Here is a 24,048-nt window from a genome sequence, read left to right on the forward strand (position 1 = left end):
GATCGCGAACGACCTGATTAATCAAGTCGCAGAAAACTCAGTGATTTTGCTCAATGGATTGGGCTGCCGGTCAGAGTGCGATACACTAACGCTATTGCTGATTAACCCATGAGCCTCTATGCGTGGTTTACCCCTTTGGATAGTGTCGTTGTGCTTTACCGGCTCCGCCCTGGCCACAACAACACCGCCCGCGCCCGCCGCGGCGCCGCTGCCGGACATTCGCCAGAGCGGCTTTGTCTATTGCGTCAGCGGCATACTGAATACCTTCAACCCGCAAATGGCCAGCAGCGGCCTGACGGTGGATACCCTGGCCGCCCAGCTGTACGATCGCCTGCTGGATGTCGATCCCTACACCTACCGGCTGATCCCCGAGTTGGCGCAAAGCTGGGAAGTGCTGGACAACGGCGCCACCTACCGCTTCCATCTGCGCAAGGACGTGCCGTTCCAGACCACCGCCTGGTTCACGCCCACCCGCAAGATGAACGCCGACGACGTGGTGTTCAGCTTCGCGCGCGTATTTGACCAAAAACACCCGTATCACGACGTCAACGGCGGCGAATACCCCTATTTCGACAGCCTGCAGTTCGGCGATTCGGTGCAGAGCGTGAGAAAGCTCGACGACTACACGGTGGAGATCCGCCTGCAGTCGCCGGACGCCTCGTTCCTGTGGCACCTGGCGACCCACTACGCGCCGGTGCTGTCCGCCGAGTACGCCGACACGCTGACGCGCGAAGGCCATCAGGAGCTGATCGACCGCGAACCGGTCGGCAGCGGCCCGTTCCTGCTCAACGAATACCGCTCGGGGCAATATATTCGCCTGGCGCGCAACGCCACCTACTGGAAAGGCCTGCCGCGCATGCCGCAGGTGGTGATCGATCTGGGCGCCGGCGGCACCGGCCGCCTCTCCAAACTGCTGACCGGCGAGTGCGACGTGCTGGCCTATCCGGCGGCGAGCCAGCTGTCTATCCTGCGCGACGATCCGCGCCTGCGCCTGACGCTGCGCCCGGGGATGAACATCGCCTATCTGGCGTTCAACACCCGCAAGCCGCCGCTCGACAACCTCAACGTGCGCCAGGCGATCTCGCTGGCGATCAACAACCAGCGGTTGATGCAATCGATCTATTACGGCACTGCGGAAACCGCCGCCTCGATCCTGCCGCGCGCCTCCTGGGCCTACGACAACGACGCGCACGTCACCGAGTACGATCCGGCCAAATCGCGCGAAATGCTGCGGCAGGCCGGCGTCGGCCAGCTGAACCTGAAGCTGTGGGTGCCGACCGCCTCGCAGTCTTACAACCCGAGCCCGCTGAAGACCGCCGAACTGATCCAGGCCGATCTCGGCCAGGTGGGCATCAACGTCACCATTGTGCCGGTGGAAGGCCGCTTCCAGGAGGCGCGCCTGATGGAGATGAACCACGATCTGACCCTGACCGGCTGGGCCACCGACAGCAACGACCCGGACAGCTTCTTCCGGCCGCTGCTGAGCTGCGCGGCAATCCGTTCGCAAACCAACTATGCTCACTGGTGTGACCCGGGCTTCGACGAGGTGTTGCAGAACGCGCTGCTGTCGCAGCAGCTGTCTCAGCGCATCGACAACTACCGCAAGGCGCAGAAGATCCTCGAGCAGCAATTGCCGGTGCTGCCGCTGGCCTCTTCCCTGCGGCTGCAGGCCTACCGCTACGACATCAAGGGATTGGTGCTGAGCCCGTTCGGCAACGCCTCGTTCGCCGGGGTGTACCGTGAATCCGCGCCGGAGGTGAAAAAGTGATTATCTTTACCCTGCGCCGCATTCTGCTGCTGCTGATCACGCTGTTCTTCCTGACGCTGGTCAGCTTCAGCCTGAGCTATTTCACGCCGCGCGCGCCGCTGAACGGCGCCGCCCTGCTGGACGCCTATCAGTTCTACTTCGTCAGCCTGCTGCACTGGGACTTCGGCGTCTCCAGCATCAACGGCCAGGCGATCAGCGAACAGCTGCGTGAAGTGTTCCCGGCCACCATGGAACTGTGCCTGCTGGCCTTCGCCCTGGCACTGTTTATCGGCATTCCGCTGGGCATCATCGCCGGCGTGCTGCGCGGCAAGTGGCAGGACACCGCCATCAGCACCTTCGCGCTGCTAGGCTTTTCGATGCCGGTGTTCTGGCTGGCGCTGCTGCTGATGCTGTTCTTCTCGCTGCACCTGGGCTGGCTGCCGGTTTCCGGCCGTTTCGACCTGCTGTATCAGGTGAAGCCGATCACCGGTTTCGCGCTGATTGACGCCTGGCTGTCGGACTCGCCGTACCGCGCCGAGATGATCGGCAGCGCCCTGCGCCACATGATCCTGCCGATCGCCGCGCTGGCGGTGGCGCCCACCACCGAAGTGGTGCGCCTGATGCGCATCAGCACCGACGACGTGCTGAGCCAAAACTACATCAAGGCCGCCGCCACCCGCGGTCTGTCGCGCTTCACCATCATTCGCCGCCACGTGTTGCACAACGCGCTGCCGCCGATCGTGCCCAAGCTGGGGCTGCAGTTCTCCACCATGCTCACGCTGGCGATGATCACCGAAGTGGTGTTCAGCTGGCCGGGCCTCGGCCGCTGGCTGATCAACGCCATTCGCCAGCAGGACTATGCGGCGATCTCCGCCGGTGTCATGGTGGTCGGCACGCTGGTGATCACCATTAACGTCCTGGCCGATATTCTGGGTGCGGCAACCAACCCGCTGAAACATAAGGAATGGTATGCCCTTCGATAACGTATACCGCGAGAAAAAAATGCCGAGCCCGCTGCGCTACACCTGGCGGATTTTCTACGGCGACGCGCTGGCGATGATCGGTTTTTACGGGGTGATCGCCCTGCTGCTGCTGTCGCTGTTCGGCAGCCTGCTGGCGCCCTACGCGCTGGATCAGCAGTTCCTCGGCTATCAGCTGCTGCCGCCGTCCTGGTCGCGCTACGGCAACGTGTCGTTCTTTCTCGGCACCGACGATCTCGGGCGCGACATCCTCAGCCGCCTGTTGACCGGCACTGCCGCCACCTTCGGCTCGGCGCTGGCGGTAACGCTGGCCGCGGCGTTCTGCGGAGTGATCCTCGGCGTGTTCGCCGGCGTCACCCACGGGCTGCGCTCGGCGGTGCTCAACCACATCCTCGATACCCTGCTGTCCATTCCCTCGCTGCTGCTGGCGATTGTGGTGGTGGCGTTTATCGGCCCCAAACTTGAACACGCCATGCTGGCGGTGTGGCTCGCCTTGCTGCCGCGCATGGTGCGCACCATCTACAGCGCGGTGCACGACGAGCTGGAGAAAGAGTACGTGGTGGCGGCGCGGCTCGACGGCGCTTCCACGCTGCAGATCCTGTGGTACGCCGTCATGCCGAACATCGCCGCGGTGCTGGTGACCGAGTTCACCCGCGCGCTGTCGATGGCCATTTTGGACATCGCCGCGCTCGGCTTCCTCGATCTCGGCGCGCAGCTGCCTTCGCCGGAATGGGGAGCGATGCTCGGCGACTCGCTCGAGCTGGTGTACGTCGCCCCCTGGACGGTGATGCTGCCCGGCGCGGCCATCCTCGTCAGCGTGCTGCTGGTTAACCTGTTAGGCGACGGTATGCGCCGCGCAATCAATGCCGGGGTGGAATAATGCCGTTACTCGATATCCGCAATCTGACGATTGAATTTATGACCGCCGAAGGGCCGGTCAAGGCGGTCGATCGCGTCAGCATGACGCTGACCGAGGGCGAGGTGCGCGGCCTGGTGGGTGAATCGGGCTCCGGCAAGAGCTTGATCGCCAAGGCCATCTGCGGCGTAACCAAAGACAACTGGCGCGTCACCGCCGACCGTTTCCGCTTCGACGACATCGATCTGCTGCAGCTGAGCCCGCGCGAGCGGCGCAGGCTGGTGGGCCACAACGTCTCGATGATTTTCCAGGAGCCGCAGTCCTGTCTCGATCCTTCCGAGAGCATCGGCCGCCAGCTGGCGCAGGCGATCCCGGGCTGGACTTATAAAGGCCACTGGTGGCAGCGCTTCAACTGGCGCAAACGCCGCGCCATCGAATTGCTACACCGCGTCGGCATCAAGGATCACGACGACATCATGGGCAGCTTCCCGTACGAGCTGACCGAAGGCGAGTGTCAGAAAGTGATGATCGCCATCGCGCTGGCCAACCAGCCGCGCCTGCTGATCGCCGATGAGCCAACCAACGCCATGGAGCCGACCACCCAGGCGCAGATTTTCCGCCTGTTGGCGCGCCTCAATCAGAACAACAACACCACCATCCTGCTGATCAGCCATGATTTGCAGATGATGAGCAAGTGGGCCGACCGGGTGAACGTGCTGTACTGCGGGCAAACGGTGGAAAGCGCCCAGTGCGAAGAGCTGTTGGCGGCGCCGCACCACCCTTACACCCAGGCGCTGATCCGCGCCATGCCGGATTTTGGCCGCTCGCTGCCGCACAAGAGCCGGTTGAACACGCTGCCGGGCGCCATTCCTTCGCTGGAACACCTGCCGATCGGCTGCCGTCTGGGGCCGCGCTGCCCTTACGCGCAGAAGAAGTGCATCGAAACGCCGCGCCTGCGCCCGGTCAAAAACCACTTCTTCGCCTGCCACTTCCCGCTGAACATGGAGGAGCAATAACATGGAAACGCTGTTGGAAGTGCGCAACCTGAGCAAAACCTACCGCTACCGCACCGGGCTGTTCCGCCGTCAGCACGTCGAGGCGGTGAAATCCGTCAGCTTTACCCTGCGCGAAGGCCAGACGCTGGCGGTGATCGGCGAGAACGGCTCCGGCAAATCCACGTTGGCGAAGATGCTCTCCGGCATGGTGGAACCGACCGCCGGCGAACTGCTGATCGACGATCATCCGCTGGAATTCGGCGATTATCGCTACCGCAGCCAGCGCATTCGCATGATTTTTCAGGATCCGAGCACCTCGCTCAACCCACGCCAGCGCATCGGCCAGTTGCTGGACGCGCCGCTGCGGCTGAACACCAGTCTGGAACCCGCCGAACGCGAGCAGCGCATCAACCAGACGCTGCGCCAGGTCGGCATGTTGCCGGATCACGCCTACTACTATCCGCACATGCTGGCTTCCGGGCAGAAACAGCGCGTCGCATTGGCGCGCGCGCTGATCCTGCAGCCGAAGGTGATCGTCGCCGATGAGGCGCTGGCCTCGCTGGACATGTCGATGCGCTCGCAAATCATCAACCTGATGCTGGAACTGCAGGAAAAACATGGTATTTCCTATATCTACGTCACTCAGCACCTCGGCATGATGAAGCATATCAGCGACCAGGTGCTGGTGATGCACGAAGGGGAAATCGTCGAACGCGGCAGCACCGCCGAGGTGTTGGCGGCGCCGCTGCACGAATTGACCAAGCGCCTTATCGCCAGCCATTTCGGCGAGGCGCTGACCGCCGACGCCTGGCGGCGCGACGGCGGCCGTTTTTGAGCCCCGTCCTGGCCTGCAACAAACCCGCTGCGGCGGGTTTTTTATTGCCGCACGCGCCTGCCGTTTAGCAAGAAAGCGCACATACAAATTACATTCTTGTTATATATCCTTATATTTTATTCCTTTCAGTTATTGATTAGTCCGTAACATTATTTTATCTCGCCAGGGCGATCGGTGAGGATATCCCCTACGTTGAGCCTCTCATACGACAGGATATCGCACTGATGAACAGCCTTCGCCATCGCCGCCTCTCGCAGTTTCTGCTTACGCTGGCCGCCGGTTTCTCTGTTTACGGCCACGCGCTGTGCTGCGATGAACTGCGCTGAATCCGCCTTTCGCCCCGCCAGCGGGCATGTTGCCTCTTTGTCCAGCCGCCGCTGCCGTACGCAGCGTTGGCTGTTGATCACGATTAAGGATTGACCCTATGGAACGACTCCGTCGACAACATAATGCCCAGTGGTATCACGAAACCCAAAGCAGCGTACGGGGCGATGCGCCGCTGGAGCCGCAGGCGGCCACCCTGCGCGATCGTTTTCTGCTGGGGCTGGGCGCCTTCGCCGACGAAGCGCTAAATGCTGCGCTCAGCGCCCGCGCCGGGGTATTCAACGCCTCGCTGGCCGGTTACCACGCGCTGTTTCCCGATCAGGTGTCGCTGTCACGATACGTGACATTGTCACCCTACGATCGCCTCAGCACCGCGTTGACCGTCGCTCAGGTGACGGGCGTGCAATCGCTTTGTAGCCACTACGCCGCCCGCCTCGCCCCGCTGCACAGCCCGGACGCCTCCCGGGAAAGCAATATCCGTCTCGCCCAGATCACCCAATATGCCCGCCAGCTCGCCAGCCAGCCCACGCTGATTTGCCGCAGGGCGCTGCAACAGCTTGGCGACGTCGGGCTGAGCCCGGCGGATATCGTAACCTTCTCTCAGACGATCGGTTTTGTCAGCTATCAGGCGCGCGTAGTAGCGGGTGTGGCGGCGTTAGCCGGCCGCCCGGCGGTGGTGGTGCCCGGCTTCCCGAACGTCGAAGACGCCGATGGCGTCGCTTTCAGCGCCGACGAGTTGAGCTGGACTGCGCGTCTGCCGACAATCGACACGGAAGCCGCCGCCGCCGAACAGCTTGACGTGCTGGATCAGAGCCACCCTCAGGCGCGCGCCGAATCTTATTATTTGCTGTTGGCGCATGATGCCGCCGCGCTGCGCGAGCGTAACGGCGTGTTTAACGGCATCAATGCCGAAGGATATGGGTTATCGAGCCGATTGAAAGCGCTGGCGACTCTGGTGGTCTCGCGCATCAACGGCAGCCGCTACTGCGCGGCTACGGTGGCGCAAGAGCTACAGGACGACGGGCTGGCCCAGGCGCTGTTCGCCGGGCTGCCTCAGGGGCTGGCTTTTACCGAGGATGCCGTCAAACGCGCAGTGATCCACACCGCCGCCGAGCTGACGCGCGCTCCGGAGAAATTCACCCCGCAGAGCGTGCAGCCGTTGTTCAACAGCGGCCTGAATCAGGCGCAGGCGCTGGAAGTGATCCTCACCGCCGCGCTCTACGCCTGGGAAAACCGCCTGCGCCAAACGCTGGGCGATGCGGAGCCGGCACAGCCGGCGCAATGACCTATCACTGAGTTGACGGCTAATTTCGCCGTTAACTCTCTTTGGTCTATTTTGGCTAAAAACTTCAGCAAAAGATGAACTGATAAAGTATAAATCCGAAAAAATAATATTTGTCAGAATTATGATTCGTTTTTTCCTGCCGTTCGCGAAAATAACGACTCGTCAAAATTATGTCTGCAAACAAAGCAATAGAAAGATTGCGCCCTCGCTCAATTATGTAACCGTTCTCATCGCAGAAGCAGTAAAACAAGGTTTTAACCCTGCTAATTAATAGAGGAACACATTAACGCCTCTAACTTTTCAGCAGTGGTGGCCTTGCTGTTTAGTTTCTATGATTAAGCCGATAGCGACGTTGTGATTTCCATTTCAAATATTCACTAAAAATAAACGCTCGCCGTCAACCCCATTATTTTTTGATTTTCCATCACAGCAAAAAAATATTGTGAGGTAACCCCATGTCTGAGCAAGAACTTAAATCCAGCAACAGTATCGTTAACGTGATTGTCGTCATCGATACCGATGCTCTGATAGAAGCATTCGAGAATAACAACCCCAGTCAGGACTCCGGCAACCCAACAGGTATCGGCCATCAATACGCTTATATGGTCGTCACCTCCGAGCAGGTGATCGGCGGTTCCGGCACGGCGGACTTGAACTTTAAAGCCAATGTCGGCGACGTCATTCGCTGGACCGGCACCTCAGAATCCGCCAATTTCGACGCCGGCGTGCTGATCTACGGGCTGCCGCAGTTCGGCAGCGGCACCCAGGTCTTTTCCAACCCGACCTTCAAAATGTACACCCGCAGCTCGATGATGCCGGCGCAAAATACCGTGTTCCCCGTCACCTTCACCAACCAAACCTATTGGTTCATCCAGGCGGACATCAGCAATACCGGCACGGAAAATTATTGCATCCAATTTGGCCTTTATTATCGGCCAAACGGCGGCGATCAGAAATTACTGGGTTATTTCTATTGGGATCCGACCATTACCATCAGCAATTAACCTTATTCCGTCGACCGTTAGGCACCACATGATTATGGCCCCACGGGGCCATAATCGTTGCGGAAACATCGGGTAAACTTAAACGTCTCTATTCATTTTGCCGACGCAGCCACTCGCTGGCGGCGTCGAAGAATTTTTGCGCCAACGGCGTGGCGCGCTCCGCCATATCGACCACCACCGCCGCATGACGCGGCATGGCGCCGATGGCCACCGGGCGCCGCTGCAACGCCGGCATCAGCGGCGATTGCAGCTGCCCGCGCGGGAACAGCCCGCAGCCCAGGCCGACGAAAATTCCCTCCAGCAGTTGGAAGATCGAGGCAGTTTCCAGCCGCGTGTGCAGCGTCAACCCGGCGTCGCGGAAGTGTTGATCGAGATAGCGGCGGAAATAACGCGTCGGCTCGGCCAGGCACAGCGGCAAGGCGGCCACCGCCTCCAGCGGCAACGGCGTGTCACCCACCAGCTTAGGGAAGTGTTGCGGATGAAATACCAGCTCGACGCCGTTTTCCACCAGCGGTTGCGATTGGAAATGCAGTTCCTTTAAGGTCGACAGCTCGAAAAAGCCGATGCCGATGTCAACGGTATGCGCCGTCAGCGCCTCCAGCAGCTGATCGGCGCTCAGCACCGCCAGCCGGTAATCGAGATGCGGGTAACGCGCGCTGACCGCCTTGAGCATTTCCGATACCGAGATACTGCACTGCGGTACCACGCCAAGGCGCAGCGTGCCGTGCAAGCCGTGCTTGAGCGACTCCACCTCCAGCTTCAGCCCCTGGTAGACCGAGACGATCTCACGCGCCCACGCCAGCACCCGCTCGCCTTCGGCGGTAAAACCGCCGAAATGGTTGCCGCGGTTAATCAGCGAAACGCCCAGCTCTTTCTCCAGATTTTTCAATCGCATGGATAGCGTCGGCTGGCTAACGAAGCTGGCTTCCGCCGCCCGGCCGAAGTGGCGTTCCCGTTCTAAATTACACAAATAAATCAGTTGTTTAATATCCATAGCGCGGCTCAATGATCGGCATTCGCATCAGTATACCACCGGGCGCCGTCGCCCGCCCGGCGAGTCAGAGCTTCAGCTTCACGTAATCCGCCAGGCGCGAGAACACGCCGCCCTGCGGCACCGCCTGCAGCGCCACCAGCGGCAGGGTTTTCACCACCTGGCCATTGTCGCTGATGCGGATCTCGCCGACGGTCTGCCCTTTGCCAATCGGCGCTTCCAGCCGTGCGGTATTGATTACGTACTGCGCCTTCAGCTTGTCCGCTTCGTTTTTTGGCAGGCTGAGCGACTGGTTCTGCGCGCTGCCGACCGGCAAGCGGTGATCCTCGCCGTACCAGACCGGCTCTTCCCCCAGGCTCTGCCCGGCGCTGAACAGGTGTACGGTGGTAAAGTCGCGCAGCCCCCAGGTCAACAGCTTACGCGCCTGCTCCTCACGCCCCTTAGCGCTTTTGCCGCCCATCACCACGGCGATCAGGCGGCGATCCCCTTCGGTGGCGGAGGCGATGATGTTGAAGCCGGCCGAGGCGGTGTGCCCGGTTTTCAGCCCATCGACGTGCAGCGTCTTATCCCACAGCAGGCCATTGCGGTTCTGCTGCGTGATACCGTTCCAGGTCAGCGACTTCTCACTGTACATATGATATTCCGCCGGTTCACTCATGATAATGGCACGCGCAATCACCGCCAGATCGCCGGCGGTGGTGAACTGCCCCGGCGCATCCAGCCCGTGTACCGTTTCGAAATGGGTGTTCTGCAGGCCCAGCTGCGCGCTCTTCTCGTTCATCAGCTTGACGAAGTTGGCCTGGCTGCCCGCCACATAGTCCGCCATCGCCACGCAGGCGTCGTTGCCGGAATCGATGATAATGCCGCGGCTGAGATCGCGTACCGTGACCCTGTCACCGGGCTTCAGGAACATCAACGAAGACCCCTTGAACACCGGGTTGCCCTGCGCCCATGCGTCTTTCCCCACGGTGACGACATCGTCAAGACCAATCTTGTGCTGGTCAAGCGCGTGGTCGATCACCAACCCGGTCATGAGTTTGGTCAGGCTGGCCGGGTTGCGCCGTTCATCGGCATTGCCGGCAGCCAACACCTGGCCGGTGGTGTAATCCATCAAAACGTAAGAGGCGGCGTCTATCGCCGGCGGGGTCATGGTGGGAAAATGGGGCGTCGTTCCCGCCGCCTGCGCCGCTACTAAAGGCAGTAATATACCGCCGATCACCACTGATACTGAACGCTTCACGCTGTGTTCCTCAGGCCCGCAGGCTGAATAAAATGCCAATATAATCCGCAAGATAGACTGCATTAATTCACTTTCAGACGAAACCATTACTCTTTTGCAGCGGGTGTCTTTATGCAACCATTTGTTTACGTCATCGCCCGCCGGCGATAGATAAGCTCTATGCCGCCATTGCCCCATTCGATTAGACGCCACCCGGCAGCCCCCCTAAACTTGTGACATAAATACGCAAGACGCATAAAAAAGCGTTTACTTTTTAGCTACAACCACCTGCGAAGTGTCATCATGAAATTTAAACCGTCAATCAAGCCTTACACCGGCCCGGCGGGCGGCTGGGGTTCGCTTGAAGCCACCACCCGCTTTGTCCTCGACAGTAAACAAACGCTCAAAAACATGCGCAACCTGATGCGCGTCAACAAGGCTCGCGGCTTCGACTGCCCAGGCTGCGCCTGGGGCGACGACAACCACAGCACCTTCAGCTTCTGCGAAAACGGCGCCAAAGCGGTCAGTTGGGAAGCGACGCGCAGCGCCGTCGAGCCAGAGTTCTTCGCCGCCCACAGCGTCAGCACCTTGCAGCAGCAAAGCGACTATTTCCTCGAGTATCAGGGGCGCCTCACCCATCCGATGCGCTACAACGCCGAAACCGACCACTATGAGCCTATCCATTGGCCGGACGCGCTGGCGCTGATCGCCAAGCACATCAACGGCATGGACAACCCGAACCAGATCGAGCTGTATACTTCGGGCCGCGCCAGCAACGAAGCGTCGTACCTTTATCAGCTGTTCGGCCGCATGCTCGGCACCAGCAATTTCCCCGACTGTTCCAATATGTGCCACGAGGCGAGCGGCGTTGGGCTGAAACAGAGCATCGGGGTCGGCAAAGGCACCATCCGCATCGATGACTTCGAAAAGGCCGATGCCATCTTCGTGTTCGGTCAAAACCCCGGCACCAACCACCCGCGCATGCTGCACAGCCTGAAAAACGCCGCCCGACGCGGCGCGCGCATCGTCAGCTTCAACACCCTGCGCGAACGTGGGCTGGAAAGGTTCGCCGATCCGCAGGATCCGGTACAGATGCTGACGCCAAAATCCTCGCCGATCAGCTCTTCCTATTACCAACCGAATCTGGGCGGTGATATGGCGGCGGTGCGCGGCATGGTAAAAGCCCTGCTGGAAACCCACCGCCAGCGTCTGGCCGCCGGCGAGCCCGCCCTGTTCGACCTGGCGTTTATCGAACGGCACAGCGTTGGCGTAGAGGCTTACCTGGCGCAGGTGGACGCCACCGAGTGGCAAACCATTACCGCGCAGTCGGGCCTGAGCGAGGCGCAGCTGCGCCAGGCGGCGGCCACCTATCAGGGCGCCGAACGGGTGATCTGCACCTGGGCGATGGGCGTGACGCAGCATAAACACTCCATTGCGACGGTGCGCGAAATCACCAACCTGCAGCTGCTGTTCGGGCAACTGGGCAAACCGGGCGCCGGCCTGTGCCCGGTACGCGGCCACAGCAACGTCCAGGGTAACCGCACCATGGGGATCGACGAGAAGTCGCCCAAAGCGCTGCTCGACAGCCTGGAGCGCCACTTTAACTTCACCGCCAATCGCGCGCTGGGCCACAACACGGTGGAAGCGATCGAAGCGATGCTACGCGGCGAAGTGAAAGTGCTGATCGCGCTGGGCGGCAACCTGGCCGCCGCGGCGCCGGACACCGAGCGCACCGCCCGCGCCCTGCGCAACTGCGATTTGACAGTGCATATCAGCACCAAGCTTAACCGCAGCCATCTGGTGACCGGCAAAGACGCGCTGATCCTGCCGACGCTCGGCCGCACCGAACTGGACATGCAGGCCAGCGGCTCGCAGTACATTACGGTCGAGGATTCGTTCAGCATGGTGCACGCCTCGGAAGGCATCGGCAAACCGCTGGCGGAGACCCAACGTTCGGAGACGGCGATCGTCTGCGGCATCGCCGACGCGGTGCTGGGCACCCGGCAGTTGGACTGGCTGGAACTGGCCGACGACTACTCGCTGATCCGCGATCATATCGCCGCCACCATTCCCGGCTTTGAGGATTTCAACCGGCGCTGCGACCAGCCCGGCGGTTTCTACCTGGGCAATGCCGCCGCCGAACTGCGCTTCGCCACGCCAAGCGGCAAGGCAGAATTCAGCGCCGCCGCGCTGCCGACCACCCTGTTCCCGCAACTGGGCGGCGAGCAAGCGCCGTTTACCCTGCAGACGCTGCGCTCGCACGATCAGTACAACACCACCATCTATGGTCTGGATGACCGTTATCGCGGCGTTTACGGCCAACGCGAAGTGTTGTTCATCCATCCGGAGGATCTGGCTGCGCTGGGCCTGCAGGATGGCGAACGGGTAGAGATTGAAACCCTGTGGAACGATGGCGTGGTGCGTAAAGTAGACGGGTTCAAGCTGGTGAGTTACGACATTCCGCGTGGCAACCTGGCGGCCTACTACCCGGAAACCAACCCGCTGGTGCCGCTGGCCAGCTTCGGCGACGGTACCGGCACGCCGACTTCGAAGTCGATTCCGGTGGTGATCCGCCGCAGCGAACAGCAACCTTCGCGGCGCATCGCCTGAAAACGCGCGCCCGGTTCACCCCGGGCGCGCCAATATCGCCAGGATGGTCTGCAACTCGTCGGACAGCTGATGCCGTCGCCAGACGAAATACAGGTCGCTCACCCCCTCCTCACCCATTTCCACCACCTTCAGCCCCGGCGCCGGCAAGATCAGCGGCAGCAACGAACCGGGTACGCAGGCGACGCCACAACCGGCCTGCACGCAGGCCGCCATCGCGGCATAAGACTCCATTTCCAGCGTCATGCGCGGTTTCAGCCCGCGCGAGGCCAGCCAGTGATCGACCTTCAAGCGAAACGAACATTCGCGGCTGAAGGTGTAAAACTCCAGCGGCGCCAGCGTGGCGGCGTCGGGTTCCCCGGCATCGGCCGGCATCAGCAATACCAGCCGTTCGTCGAATGCCCTTTGGCTGGCCAGCAGCGGATGTTCTATCGGGCCGTCGGTGATCGCCAGATCGAGATCGCTGTCGATCAACATGCGTTCCAGCACCAGCGAGTCGCGGCTCAGCACGTTGATGTGCAGATGAGGCTGTAAACGGCGCAGCCGGGCAATGCGCGCCGGCAAATGGCTGACCAGCGAGAAATCCAGCGCCCCGAGGTTCAGCAGCCCATGTTGGTGCTCGCCGGCGAACAGCTGCTTGCTGCGCTCCGCCTGCGCCACAATGTCGCGCGCCTGCTGGTAGAACAGCCGCCCTTTGGGATTGACGTACAGCCGGTTCTTGTCGCGGAAAAACAGCTCGCCGCCCAGCGACTCCTCCAGCTCGCGCAGCCGCAGCGTGACGTTGGAAGGCACGCAGTGCAGCTCGCGCGCGGCGGCGGCGATGGTTTTATGTTCCACCACGGTGCAGAAAAACTTCAGCTGGCTCAGCTTCATCTATCACTCACTTTTAGTTAGCGTTTTAGTTAAAAACAATCACTTTAGATTAGCATCGATTTCACCTACAGTCTGCCGACACCCTGAGGAGGATCTCTGATGCCACTGAATGACCTACTGACGCTGCCCGGCGTGGCGGCCCAACCGGATGCGGTAACCGACGGTTACGTGTTCAACCACACCATGATCCGCGTGAAGGATCTGACCAAGGCGCTGGATTTCTACACCCGCGTGCTGGGCTTTACCCCGGTTTATCTGGAAACGTTCGAAGAAGCCGCCTTCACCATCTGCTACCTGACGCGCAGCCCGCGTGAACAGATCCCGCAGGACGACGACGAACGCAAGCGCTGGGCGCTGAGCCAGCCGGGCATTCTCGAGCTGACCCATAACCACGGCACCGAAAATCAGGCGGATTTCCACTATCACAACGGCAACGGCGAGCCGCGCGGCTTTGGCCACCTGTGCGTCACGGTGCCGGACGTGCGCGCCGCCTGCGAGCGGTTTGAGCGCCTCGGCGTCACCTTCCAGAAACGCCTGCATGAAGGCCGCATGAACTACGTGGCGTTCATTCGCGATCCGGACGATTACTGGATTGAAATCCTGCAGCCGACGCCGCTGCAAGACTGACGGTCACCCGCCCTCCACCCCGGCCCTCGCGCCGGGGTTTTTCATCGATAGCGTTTCGATTGACCAATCTTGCGCAAAATCGCGCGGCAACGCGGGGTTCAGTGACGTTAGGCTTGCTCGCAGCGGGTGATTCGCGTAAAACTGTCAGCCGCAAATCTTGCCACTCACAACCCATTCACTGGACGATATGTTTCAAGATAACCCGCTGCTGGCGCAGCTTAAACAGCAACTTCACTCTCAAACCCCGCGCGTTGAAGGCGTCGTGAAAGGGACTGAGAAAGGCTTTGGCTTTCTTGAAGTAGACGGTCAAAAAAGTTACTTCATTCCGCCGCCGTACATGAAGAAAGTCATGCACGGGGATCGCATTATCGCCACCCTGCACACCGAGAAAGAGCGCGAAATCGCCGAGCCGGAAACCCTGGTCGAGCCGTTCCTGTCGCGCTTTGTCGGCCGCGTGCAAAAGCGCGACGACCGTCTGTCCATCGTGCCCGATCATCCATTGCTGAAAGAGGCGATTCCGTGCCGCCCGGTGCGTGAATTGACCCACAACTTCCAGGCCGGCGACTGGGCGGTGGCGGAAATGCGCCGTCATCCGCTGAAAGGCGATCGCGGCTTCAACGCCGATCTGACCCAGTTTATCACCAACGGTGAAGACCATTTCGCCCCGTGGTGGGTGACGCTGGCGCGTCACAACCTGGAAAAAGAGGCGCCGGAGATGCTGGCTCTCAGCGAACCGGCCGCCGCGTCGGCGCGTGAAGATCTGACCGCGCTCGAATTCGTCACCATCGACAGCGCCAGCACCGAAGACATGGACGATGCGCTGTACGTGACCGACAACGGCGACGGTTCGTTGCAGTTGACCATCGCCATCGCCGATCCGACCGCCTACGTCGAACAAGGCAGCAAGCTGGACGATATCGCCCGCGTGCGCGCCTTCACCAACTACCTGCCTGGCTTCAACATCCCGATGTTGCCGCGCGATCTGTCGGACAACCTGTGCTCGCTGCGCCCTAACGAGCGCCGCCAGGTGCTGGCTTGCCGCGTGACCATCGCCGCCGACGGCGCGCTGGGCGAAGATATTCAGTTCTTCGCCGCCGAGATCGAATCCAAAGCCAAGCTGGTATACGACGAAGTGTCCGACTGGCTGGAAGGCATTGCCGGCTGGCAGCCGCCGAGCGACGCCATCGCACAGCAGGTAGCCCTGCTGAAACGCGTTTGCGACGCGCGCAACGCCTGGCGCCACCAGCATGCGCTGGTGTTTAAAGATCGCCCGGACTACCGCTTCGTGCTGGGTGAAAAAGGCGACGTGCTGGAGATCGTTACCGAGCAGCGCCGCAGCGCTAACCGCATCGTTGAAGAGTGCATGATCGCCGCCAACGTCTGCGCCGCCATCGTGCTGCGCGATCGCCTGGGCTTCGGCGTGTACAACGTGCACACCGGTTTCGATCCTGCGCTGGTCGAGCAAGCGGTCACCGTATTGCAGGCCAACGGCGTGGAAGCCGAAGCCGACAAGCTGCTGACCCTCGACGGTTTCTGCGAACTGCGCCGCCACCTGGACGCGCAGCCGACCCAGTTCCTCGACAGCCGCATCCGCCGCTTCCAGACCTTCGCGGAGATCAGCACCACGCCGGGGCCACACTTCGGTCTGGGGCTGGAGGCTTACGCCACCTGGACATCGCCGATCCGTAAATACGGCGATATGGTCAACCATCGCCTGCTGAAGGCGATCATCAACCAGCAGCCGGCGGAAAAACCGCAGGATGACGTGACGGTACAGCTGGCGGAGCGCCGCCGCCTCAACCGCATGGCGGAGCGCGACGTCGGCGACTGGCTGTACGCTCGCTTCCTGCAGGACAAGGCCGGTACCGATACCCGCTTCAACGCCGAGATCATCGACGTGACCCGCGGCGGCCTGCGCGTGCGCCTGCTGGACAACGGCGCCGTTGCCTTCATCCCGGCACCGTTTATTCACGCGGTGCGCGACGAGATGCAGTGCAGCCAGGAAACCGGCACTGTACAGATCAAGGGTGAAGTGGTTTACCGCCAGAGCGACACCTTGCAGGTCACCATCGCCGAAGTGCGCATGGAAACCCGCAGCGTGATCGCCCGCCCTGCGGCCTGAACGCCAACCAGAAACGGTAGCAGCGCCAAACGCCGACGGTGAAAACCGCCGGCGTTTTTTTTCGCCTCATTCCGGCTAGCGCAGCGGCTCGCCGCCGGTTTCGCGCAGCAGCGGCAGCACCGCCAGCGAAGCCAGCGTCGCCAGCATCAAATAGACGGCGGGCGCCAGCAGCGAGCCGCTCAGCGCGATCGACTGCGAGGCGATGTACTGGGCAAAACCGCCGAAGATCGCCACCCCGAGGCTGTAGACCAACGCAAACCCCAAAGCGCGAATGCGCTGCGGGAACAGCTCCGAAATCATCAGCATGGTCGGCACCGAACCGAGCGTGGTCAACCCGACCAGCAGCGCGACTATCAGCAACAGCACCGCCGGATGCGGCACCGCGCTCAGCCACCAAAACGCCGGCAGGGCCACGATCAGAATTGCGATCCGCGACCAACGGATCAGCGGCAGGCGGCCGTAACGATCGCACCAGTGCCCGACCAGCAGGCTGCCGCCGAAGGTGACAAGCCCCGCCAGCAGCATCGCGGCATAGCCGTAGGCCTGCGCCATCCCCAAGTATTTCACCGCGTAGGTGCCGAGATAATACATCGAGATGTAAGTGGCGACGGTGGCGCCGATGGTCAGCATCACCCCGAGCACCACCGCCCGCGAGTGCTTGCGCAACTGCGCAGGCGGCTCGTGCGCCCGCGGCACCGACGGCCGATCGCTCTCCAGCCCGAGACGCAGCCAGCAACCGAGCGGCGCCAACGCCACGCCGATAAAGAAAGGAATACGCCATCCCCACTCGGCCATGGCGTTCGGCTCGCCGGAAAGCACCGGCAAGGCCGCGCTGAGCGCCAGCGCGGTGACGCCGCCAACCACGGTGGCGATGCCCTGCGTCGCCAACGACCAGCTGGAATAGAAGCCGCGCCGGTTGGGCGGCGCGGACTCCACCAGCAACGACATCGACGCCCCTACCTCGCCGCCCGCCGCCACGCCCTGGATCAGGCGCGCCGCTACCAAGGTGACGGTTCCCCAGTAGCCGGCGCTGGCGTAGGTCGGCGCAAAGCCGATCATCGCCGTGCCCAGGCTCATCAAGGAAATCGTCAGGATCATCGCCGGTTTGCGGCCGCAGCGATCGGCATAGGCGCCAATCAGAATGCCGCCCAGCGGCCGCATGAAGAAGCTGACGCCAAACGTCGCGAACGCCAACAGCAATGCCAAATGCGGATCGCTGGACGGTGGAAAGAACAATACGCTGATGTAAATAACGAAGAAGTTATAAATACCGAAGTCAAAAAACTCCAGCGCATTACCGAAAGAGGCGGCGAATATGATCTTTTTGCCGCTGGCGTTCGGAGCCGATATTATTGCCGTTTGAGTTTCAGCCGTATTTTCACTCATCATTATCTTCCCTGTTATTATTTTTCGCGTTTATTTTAAATACGCTTCCGCCAACGCTGCCCAATAATGGCTGCCGGCCGCCAGACAGCCGTCGTTAAAGTCATATCCCGGGTTATGCACCATGCAGCTGCCTTCGCCATCGCCGTTGCCGATGACCAGGTAACAGCCCTGCGGGTGCGCATCGAGCATGAAGGCGAAATCTTCGCTGCCCATCAGCGGCCGGGCGCCATAGTGCGCGCGGGCGGCGCCGAACTGCTGCTGTGCCACGCGGTGGGCGAAACGGGTCATCCCTTCGTCGTTGACCAGCACCGGCGTGCCGTTAACGTGTTCCACCACCGCGTGAGCGCCGAAGCTTGCCGCCTGCGCCTCGATCAGCGCCGGAATGCGCGCCAGCAAGGTTGCGCGCGCCTGGCGATCCAGCGAGCGCACGCTGAGCTTCATCTCCGCGCTGTCCGGGATCACGTTGGCCGCCTCACCGGCCTTGATGCTGCCGACGGTGATCACCGCCGCTTCCAGCGGATCGATATTGCGCGAGACGATGCTCTGCACGGAAACGGTGATATGCGAGGCCACCAGCACCGGATCGATCGTCAGCTGCGGGATGGCGCCGTGGCCGCCACGCCCCTGCACCCGCACGTTGAACTGATCCATCGAGGCCATAAACGGGCCATGCTGGAAAAAGAACTCACCGAGCGGCATGCCCGGCATGTTGTGCATGGCGAAGATGGCGTCGCAGGGGAAGCGCTCGAACAGCCCCTGTTCCACCATGCGCGCGCCGCCGTTCAGCATCTCTTCCGCCGGTTGGAAAATCAGGTGCAGCGTGCCGTTGAAGTTGCGCGTATGCGCCAGGTAACGGGCGGCGCCGAGCAGCATGGTGGTATGGCCGTCATGGCCGCAGGCGTGCATGCGGTTGGCCACGCTGCTGCTCCAGGGTTTGCCGGTGTTCTCCTCGATCGGCAAGGCATCCATATCGGCGCGCAGCCCGAGGCTTTTCACGCCGTCGCCCGCCCGCAGCGTGCCCACCACGCCAGTGCCCGCCAATCCGCGGTGCACCTCATAACCCCACGAACTCAGATAATCCGCGACCAGATCGCTGGTGCGAAACTCTTCGAAACCCAATTCGGGGTGCTGATGAATATCGTGCCGAATAGCCGTGAGCTGCGGTAAATACCCTTCGATGATTTTATTTATCATAATTACATTCCTTTCGTGATTTTATTATTTATTTGGTGAATGAATAAACCTGAGGGTGAAAATAAAGGTATAACACGGCATGAATAATTTTATTTCGGCTCGCCTCGACAGATAAAATAATAATCCGCCAGACGCCGTATCCAGATAAAAAACGACAATGATTCGCTGTACGCACCGCGAAAATGCAGAATGAATAACTGCCCGGGATTCTGTGGGCGGCAGCCTGCGCCAACGCTGTTTCATCACTTTGTTTTTACACTAAAACCCCACCTGCTTCACATTTCTCATCCGACCTGCCGCGGTTCAGCGGCAAAACTTCTACTGTTAAAACGTCATTCCAAATAACAACGTCGATTTTTACCTCTGTACGCCAAGGAGTTGTTTCATGAAAAACATCAGGTCCGGACTTATCTGGCTGCTGGTGGCGTTGGTCGGCGCCTTCGCCTTCGCCATGCTGGCGCTCAGCCGCGGCGAACACGTCAACGCCGTCTGGCTGGTGGTCGCCGCCGTCGCCTGCTACAGCATCGCCTACCGCTTCTACAGCCGGTTCATTGCCGACAAGGTCTTTGAGCTGGACGACCGCCGTCTGACCCCGGCCGAACGCCGCAACGACGGCCTGGACTATGTGCCCACCAACAAATGGGTGCTGTTCGGCCACCACTTCGCCGCCATCGCCGGCGCCGGGCCGCTGGTGGGGCCGATTCTGGCCGCGCAGATGGGCTTCCTGCCGGGGACCATCTGGATCCTGGTCGGCGTCATGCTGGCCGGCGCGGTGCAGGATTTCCTGGTGCTGTTCATTTCCACGCGCCGCGACGGGCGTTCGCTGGGGGAAATGGCCAAGCAAGAGTTGGGCGCCTTCGCCGGGGTGATCACCATGCTCGGCGCGCTGGGGGTGATGATCATCATCCTGTCAGCGCTGGCGCTGGTGGTGGTAAAAGCGCTGGCCGACAGCCCGTGGGGGCTGTTCACCATCGCCGCCACCATCCCGATCGCGCTGTTCATGGGCATCTACATGCGTTTTATCCGGCCGGGCAAGATCGCTGAAATTTCGGTGATTGGCTTCGTGCTGATGCTGCTGGCGATCATTTACGGCGGCAACGTGGCGCAAGATCCCTACTGGGGGCCGTTCTTCACGCTGCACGGCACCACCCTGACCTGGGTGCTGGTGATCTACGGCTTCGTCGCTTCGGTGCTGCCGGTGTGGCTGCTGCTGGCGCCGCGCGACTACCTTTCCACCTTTATGAAAATCGGCGTCATCATCGGCCTGGCCATCGGCATCGTCTTCGCCATGCCGGAGATGAAAATGCCGGCGGTTTCGCGCTTCATCGACGGCAGCGGCCCGGTGTTCGCCGGCGCCCTGTTCCCGTTCCTGTTCATCACCATCGCCTGCGGCGCCATTTCCGGCTTCCACGCGCTGGTCTCCAGCGGCACTACGCCCAAGCTGGTGGAGCGCGAAAGCCACATCCGTTTTATCGGTTACGGCGCCATGCTGATGGAGTCTTTCGTCGCCATCATGGCGCTGATCTGCGCCTCGGTGCTGGATCCGGGCGTTTACTTCGCCATGAACTCGCCGGCGGCGCTGATCGGCACCACGGTGGAAAATGCTTCGCAGGTCATCAACAGCTGGGGCTTTATCGTCACGCCGGAAACGCTGGCGCTGATCGCCAAAGAGGTGGGTGAGAACTCCATCCTGTCGCGCGCCGGCGGCGCCCCGACCTTCGCCGTGGGCATGGCACACATCATCAGCGAGGTGTTCAACAGCCGGGCGATGATGGCCTTCTGGTACCACTTCGCCATTCTGTTCGAAGCGCTGTTCATTCTGACCGCCGTCGACGCCGGCACCCGCGCCTGCCGCTTTATGGTGCAGGATCTGGTGGGCGTGGCGGTGCCGCAACTGGCCAACAACCGTTCGTGGTTCGGCAACCTGGCGGGCACCACGGTGGCGGTGGCCGGCTGGGGCTTCTTCGTGTATCAGGGCGTGGTCGATCCGCTTGGCGGCATCAATACCCTGTGGCCGCTGTTCGGCATCGGCAACCAGATGCTGGCGTCAATGGCGCTGATCCTCGGCACCGTAGTGCTGTTCAAAATGAAAAAACAGCGCTACGCCTGGGTCACCATTCTGCCGACCGCCTGGCTGTTCGTCACCTCCATGACCGCCGGCTGGCAGAAGATCTTCCATGAGAAACCGAGCATCGGCTTCCTGGCGCAGGCGAAGAAGTTCTCCACCGGCATCGAGCAAGGCACGATCATTGCGCCGGCCAAATCGCTGAAAGACATGGAAACCATCGTATTCAGCAACCAAATCAACGCCGCGCTGTGCGGGTTCTTTATGCTGGTGGCGGTGACCATGCTGATCGCCGCCTTCTTCGCCATCCGCCGAGCGTTGCGCACCGAACAACCGACGGCGCACGAGGTCAGCGCCGCACTGCGGGAGGAAACCAGCCGTGGCTGAGTCCCGGGGTTGAGATAGACGGCCGGCCTCTTGAGCAGAGCACTGCTTAAGGGGTTGGGCCGTTAACGGACGACAGTTTGTCTGAAGATGTCGCCCCCAGGAATATTGTCTTCACCGACCCGCTTCTTGATTTCCGTCGCCAGGTACGGCGAGGCGCCGCTTGCCAGGTTATTGCCCGCCAGCGCCGTCAGCGCCCCCGTCACCGCCTGCGCCGCCTTCTGCAGGTCGCTGCCGGTGCCGTATTGCCGCATCGTGTTGTCGTATGCCCGCTGCATCACCGCCGCATCGTTCGTCGGTTTACCGCTCTTCTCAAGCTGCTCCCTGGCCTGCGCCTTCAGCCCGGCGATATCGCCCTGCGTGCGAATCACGTCCATCGCCTGGCCGCCAATCTCGCCGATAAGCTGCGCCTGCTTGAGCCGGTTTTGCTCCTTCTCCTTGTTGAATATCGGGCTGATGCTGCCGTCGTTGGCATGCTCGGTATCCCGGTTCAGCTGCTGTTTGCCGGTGTCGCGGACTATCAGCGCTCCCTCACTAACATCGGATTTTGCTTATGGTTGGTAATCCTCATATTCCCAAGCAAAAACACGAGAGAGTTTCTGAGCAATCTCCATCCAGTCACTACCTTCACACTGGTCAATATAATCCGTGATGGTTTTGGTGATCTCATCAAGATCGTACTTTCGAACCAACAGAGTATGACGTATCAGCTCAGGCACCCAGCGATTCTTACAAAGCCATTCAGGAGTGCAAATTAACACTTGATAATCATGCCCTCCGACCTCATTTTCAGGACCGATACATAAGTTGACCCATAATCCAAAACAATCAATCTCATCAGGTTGATAAGTTTCTGGAGTGAATTCTGCTGAGTAAACACCTAAAGATTTAAGCTCACCTTTCATTGAGTTATCACCATGTGCGCACTGCCTGTTTTTTGACCATCTTTTAATGTTTCAAATGTTGGTGGCGCCTTGTGCTGCACCTCTGTCTCCCAGCAGCAAGCCGGCGGCGGCGTTTTTCGCCTCAGCAGACGCGATCACTACACTCGAGTTTACCCCGGTCCTCATGACAACTGACGTTTCAGCATCACATACTCTGGATCACCACCGTCACCGATAAGACCACCTGGCGCGAACTCTGCCAGGCCAGCCAACAGCGGCAAGATTTGGGGGCCGACCAGGCGCGAGAGAACGGCGAGCAGGTTATCGCTGGCGACTGGCTAAGTCAGCCCGGGATCACCGAGGCGGAACACCTGGAGATCTCTGCTGCGCCCGGTGTGATCCGGTCGCGGCGGCGAGAAGTGGGAGGATTTAGAGATTAGAAGCACAACCCCGGTCAAAACCGGGGTTACTGTTTTAATTCAGAAGATCCATTGAAACATTGCCTGTATCAAAGAACTCTTTAAAGATCCTGACAACAAGATCAAAGTCCTTAGTAAGCTGCCGCTTCGGCCAGTAATTACCAAGAATCATGACATTTTCCCCAGAAGAAGAGGTTTGATCCCATATAGACCTTACATCGCTCCCAGACTCATCATATTCAAGCAAAGTCACCAGATAAAAGCCATTCTCTGCCTCAACACTGAGTCTGTCAGGCCCAACTTCTGGAGCATTAATGATCCTAATATTTACACTACCACTACTATTCTTCAAAATATTTAAAAAATCGAGCACATCGGGCCATAAAGGGGACTCATTCCTGGCATATTGCTCACCAGTCCATAGACAAGAAAGTTCATAATTCATCATTTTTCCGGCCCTCGGTTCTCTATTTTTTTCATCCCTTGCAGCCAAAAAAGAACGTTACCAGTTGCTTCTTCGTATATCGTCAGTGACTTTAATCCGGCCTTTTCTGCCATAGTTCTTACATCACTCAGACAGTAGTTACATACTTCCTTACCAGTTACACTCATCGCCATTTCACGCCCTTGAGTCATTCCTTTATCAAAGGCTTGCTGAATCACACCTATTTCTGCATGAGCGGTGCCCATATTTCCATTAGGGTAATTTTTATCAGGCCGCTTCAGGTACTGACGAGTAAAAAGAGCCCTGCACCAAGGCCGGGCTATAATATACTGCTAATCCTTTATACCTAGACGGATTATCTCCGTTGGAAATAGAGGCTGCAATATCAATTCGTTATTAAAAATGAACATTTTAGGAGACAAAGCTGTAACATCATAAATATTTTCAGCAACCAACATTAGGTTAGCTCTAAAAATAGGAATGTTAATATCATCCACAAAAACGAACACATCATAACTTTTATTATAATTATCAGATACAAGATCATTTATATCTTCATAATCGGAATACTTAAATTCAGACCATAGTAAGTTCCCATTAGCAAAGGGATATTTATACAAAACATTAAGAGCATCCTTCTCTCTCTGACCTTCAAGCACTTCGAAATCAGCACTGAGAGCTTCTTTACATTCATCAAATAGAGTCATTTCTCTACCACTGTAACTGACTGACATTGCTGGTGACCTCCACGAAGCGCTCGCTGCTTTGCTAGACGAAGTCAATGCCGGTCTATCTACCAGCACTGT

General features: G+C 59.9%; 21 protein-coding genes. 11 read left to right on the plus strand and 10 right to left on the minus strand.

Annotation, left to right across the window (positions count from 1 at the left end; all coding sequences use genetic code 11):
- The first annotated feature begins 118 nt into the window (after positions 1–118).
- From sapA to ABTW55_RS24665, 7 genes are all read left to right on the plus strand, one after another.
- Positions 119–1,768, plus strand: a complete 1,650-nt coding sequence (sapA, locus tag ABTW55_RS24635) for an ABC transporter substrate-binding protein SapA (RefSeq protein WP_060421246.1) — start codon at positions 119–121, stop codon at positions 1,766–1,768.
- Positions 1,765–2,730 carry a putrescine export ABC transporter permease SapB gene (gene sapB, locus ABTW55_RS24640; protein WP_004930575.1) on the plus strand — a complete coding sequence of 322 codons (966 nt, stop codon included), beginning with the start codon at positions 1,765–1,767 and terminating at the stop codon, positions 2,728–2,730. Before sapA ends, sapB begins: the two co-directional genes overlap by 4 nt.
- A complete protein-coding gene (gene sapC / locus ABTW55_RS24645; RefSeq protein ID WP_004930580.1) occupies positions 2,717–3,607 on the plus strand; it encodes a putrescine export ABC transporter permease SapC in 891 nt (296 codons plus the stop codon). Before sapB ends, sapC begins: the two co-directional genes overlap by 14 nt.
- Positions 3,607–4,599, plus strand: coding sequence for a putrescine export ABC transporter ATP-binding protein SapD (gene sapD / locus ABTW55_RS24650; RefSeq protein ID WP_004930587.1), 993 nt, complete (start codon positions 3,607–3,609; stop codon positions 4,597–4,599). The genes sapC and sapD overlap by 1 nt, the downstream gene beginning before the upstream one ends.
- A 1-nt stretch (position 4,600) precedes the next feature.
- Complete coding sequence (gene sapF / locus ABTW55_RS24655; protein WP_033648455.1) at positions 4,601–5,413, plus strand: putrescine export ABC transporter ATP-binding protein SapF; 813 nt, start codon at positions 4,601–4,603, stop codon at positions 5,411–5,413.
- 424 nt (positions 5,414–5,837) lie between these two features.
- Positions 5,838–7,022: a peroxidase gene (locus ABTW55_RS24660; RefSeq protein WP_041035297.1), complete on the plus strand. Its 1,185-nt coding sequence runs from the start codon at positions 5,838–5,840 to the stop codon at positions 7,020–7,022.
- 455 nt (positions 7,023–7,477) lie between these two features.
- Positions 7,478–8,026, plus strand: coding sequence for an inclusion body family protein (locus ABTW55_RS24665; protein ID WP_033634697.1), 549 nt, complete (start codon positions 7,478–7,480; stop codon positions 8,024–8,026).
- 88 nt (positions 8,027–8,114) lie between these two features.
- Here the strand turns inward: ABTW55_RS24665 and ABTW55_RS24670 are convergent, their stop codons facing one another.
- Together ABTW55_RS24670 and dacD are read right to left on the minus strand one after the other, a co-directional pair.
- The gene (locus ABTW55_RS24670) at positions 8,115–9,020 is read right to left on the minus strand and encodes a LysR family transcriptional regulator (protein WP_060421252.1); all 906 of its coding nucleotides are present in this window, start codon (positions 9,018–9,020) and stop codon (positions 8,115–8,117) included.
- Between the two features lie 64 nt (positions 9,021–9,084).
- Positions 9,085–10,257, minus strand: a complete 1,173-nt coding sequence (gene dacD, locus ABTW55_RS24675; RefSeq protein ID WP_060421255.1) for a serine-type D-Ala-D-Ala carboxypeptidase DacD — start codon at positions 10,255–10,257, stop codon at positions 9,085–9,087.
- Between the two features lie 282 nt (positions 10,258–10,539).
- Between dacD and ABTW55_RS24680 the strand changes: the two genes are divergently transcribed.
- Positions 10,540–12,846, plus strand: coding sequence for an FdhF/YdeP family oxidoreductase (locus ABTW55_RS24680; RefSeq protein WP_060421258.1), 2,307 nt, complete (start codon positions 10,540–10,542; stop codon positions 12,844–12,846).
- A gap of 15 nt (positions 12,847–12,861) precedes the next feature.
- Here ABTW55_RS24680 and ABTW55_RS24685 read toward each other — a convergent pair whose 3' ends face one another.
- Entirely contained in the window at positions 12,862–13,716 is an 855-nt protein-coding gene (locus tag ABTW55_RS24685) for a LysR family transcriptional regulator (RefSeq protein WP_060421261.1), read from the minus strand.
- 99 nt (positions 13,717–13,815) lie between these two features.
- Here ABTW55_RS24685 and gloA point away from each other — a divergent pair, with 99 nt between their 5' ends.
- The gene (gloA, locus tag ABTW55_RS24690; protein ID WP_004930603.1) at positions 13,816–14,343 is read left to right on the plus strand and encodes a lactoylglutathione lyase; all 528 of its coding nucleotides are present in this window, start codon (positions 13,816–13,818) and stop codon (positions 14,341–14,343) included.
- A 187-nt stretch (positions 14,344–14,530) separates the two neighbouring features.
- A complete protein-coding gene (locus tag ABTW55_RS24695) occupies positions 14,531–16,465 on the plus strand; it encodes an exoribonuclease II (protein ID WP_048321642.1) in 1,935 nt (644 codons plus the stop codon).
- A 75-nt stretch (positions 16,466–16,540) separates the two neighbouring features.
- On the opposite strand, the gene ABTW55_RS24700 is transcribed toward ABTW55_RS24695, so the two are convergent.
- Positions 16,541–17,851, minus strand: a complete 1,311-nt coding sequence (locus ABTW55_RS24700) for an MFS transporter (protein WP_049212557.1) — start codon at positions 17,849–17,851, stop codon at positions 16,541–16,543.
- A 30-nt stretch (positions 17,852–17,881) separates the two neighbouring features.
- Positions 17,882–19,045, minus strand: coding sequence for a M20 aminoacylase family protein (locus tag ABTW55_RS24705; protein ID WP_060421264.1), 1,164 nt, complete (start codon positions 19,043–19,045; stop codon positions 17,882–17,884).
- Between the two features lie 385 nt (positions 19,046–19,430).
- On the opposite strand from ABTW55_RS24705, the gene ABTW55_RS24710 reads away from it, so the two are divergent.
- The gene (locus tag ABTW55_RS24710; RefSeq protein WP_060421267.1) at positions 19,431–21,497 is read left to right on the plus strand and encodes a carbon starvation CstA family protein; all 2,067 of its coding nucleotides are present in this window, start codon (positions 19,431–19,433) and stop codon (positions 21,495–21,497) included.
- 62 nt (positions 21,498–21,559) lie between these two features.
- Here the strand turns inward: ABTW55_RS24710 and ABTW55_RS24715 are convergent, their stop codons facing one another.
- The 5 genes from ABTW55_RS24715 to ABTW55_RS24735 form a co-directional block, all read right to left on the minus strand.
- Complete coding sequence (locus ABTW55_RS24715) at positions 21,560–21,871, minus strand: hypothetical protein (RefSeq protein ID WP_060421269.1); 312 nt, start codon at positions 21,869–21,871, stop codon at positions 21,560–21,562.
- A 174-nt stretch (positions 21,872–22,045) separates the two neighbouring features.
- On the minus strand, positions 22,046–22,399 hold the full coding sequence (locus ABTW55_RS24720) for an immunity 8 family protein (RefSeq protein WP_072008382.1): 354 nt from the start codon (positions 22,397–22,399) through the stop codon (positions 22,046–22,048).
- Positions 22,400–22,852: 453 nt separating this feature from the next.
- Positions 22,853–23,242 (minus strand): DUF6911 family protein, encoded by a 390-nt coding sequence (locus tag ABTW55_RS24725; protein WP_072265011.1) that lies wholly within the window; start codon positions 23,240–23,242, stop codon positions 22,853–22,855.
- On the minus strand, positions 23,242–23,487 hold the full coding sequence (locus tag ABTW55_RS24730; RefSeq protein ID WP_060421278.1) for a hypothetical protein: 246 nt from the start codon (positions 23,485–23,487) through the stop codon (positions 23,242–23,244). Before ABTW55_RS24730 ends, ABTW55_RS24725 begins: the two co-directional genes overlap by 1 nt.
- 87 nt (positions 23,488–23,574) lie before the next feature.
- Positions 23,575–23,949: a hypothetical protein gene (locus tag ABTW55_RS24735; protein ID WP_060421281.1), complete on the minus strand. Its 375-nt coding sequence runs from the start codon at positions 23,947–23,949 to the stop codon at positions 23,575–23,577.
- Between the last annotated feature and the right edge of the window lie 99 nt (positions 23,950–24,048).

Source organism: Serratia sp. SM04 (assembly GCF_040280225.1).
In the GTDB taxonomy this organism is placed as follows: Bacteria; Pseudomonadota; Gammaproteobacteria; order Enterobacterales; family Enterobacteriaceae; genus Serratia; species Serratia sarumanii.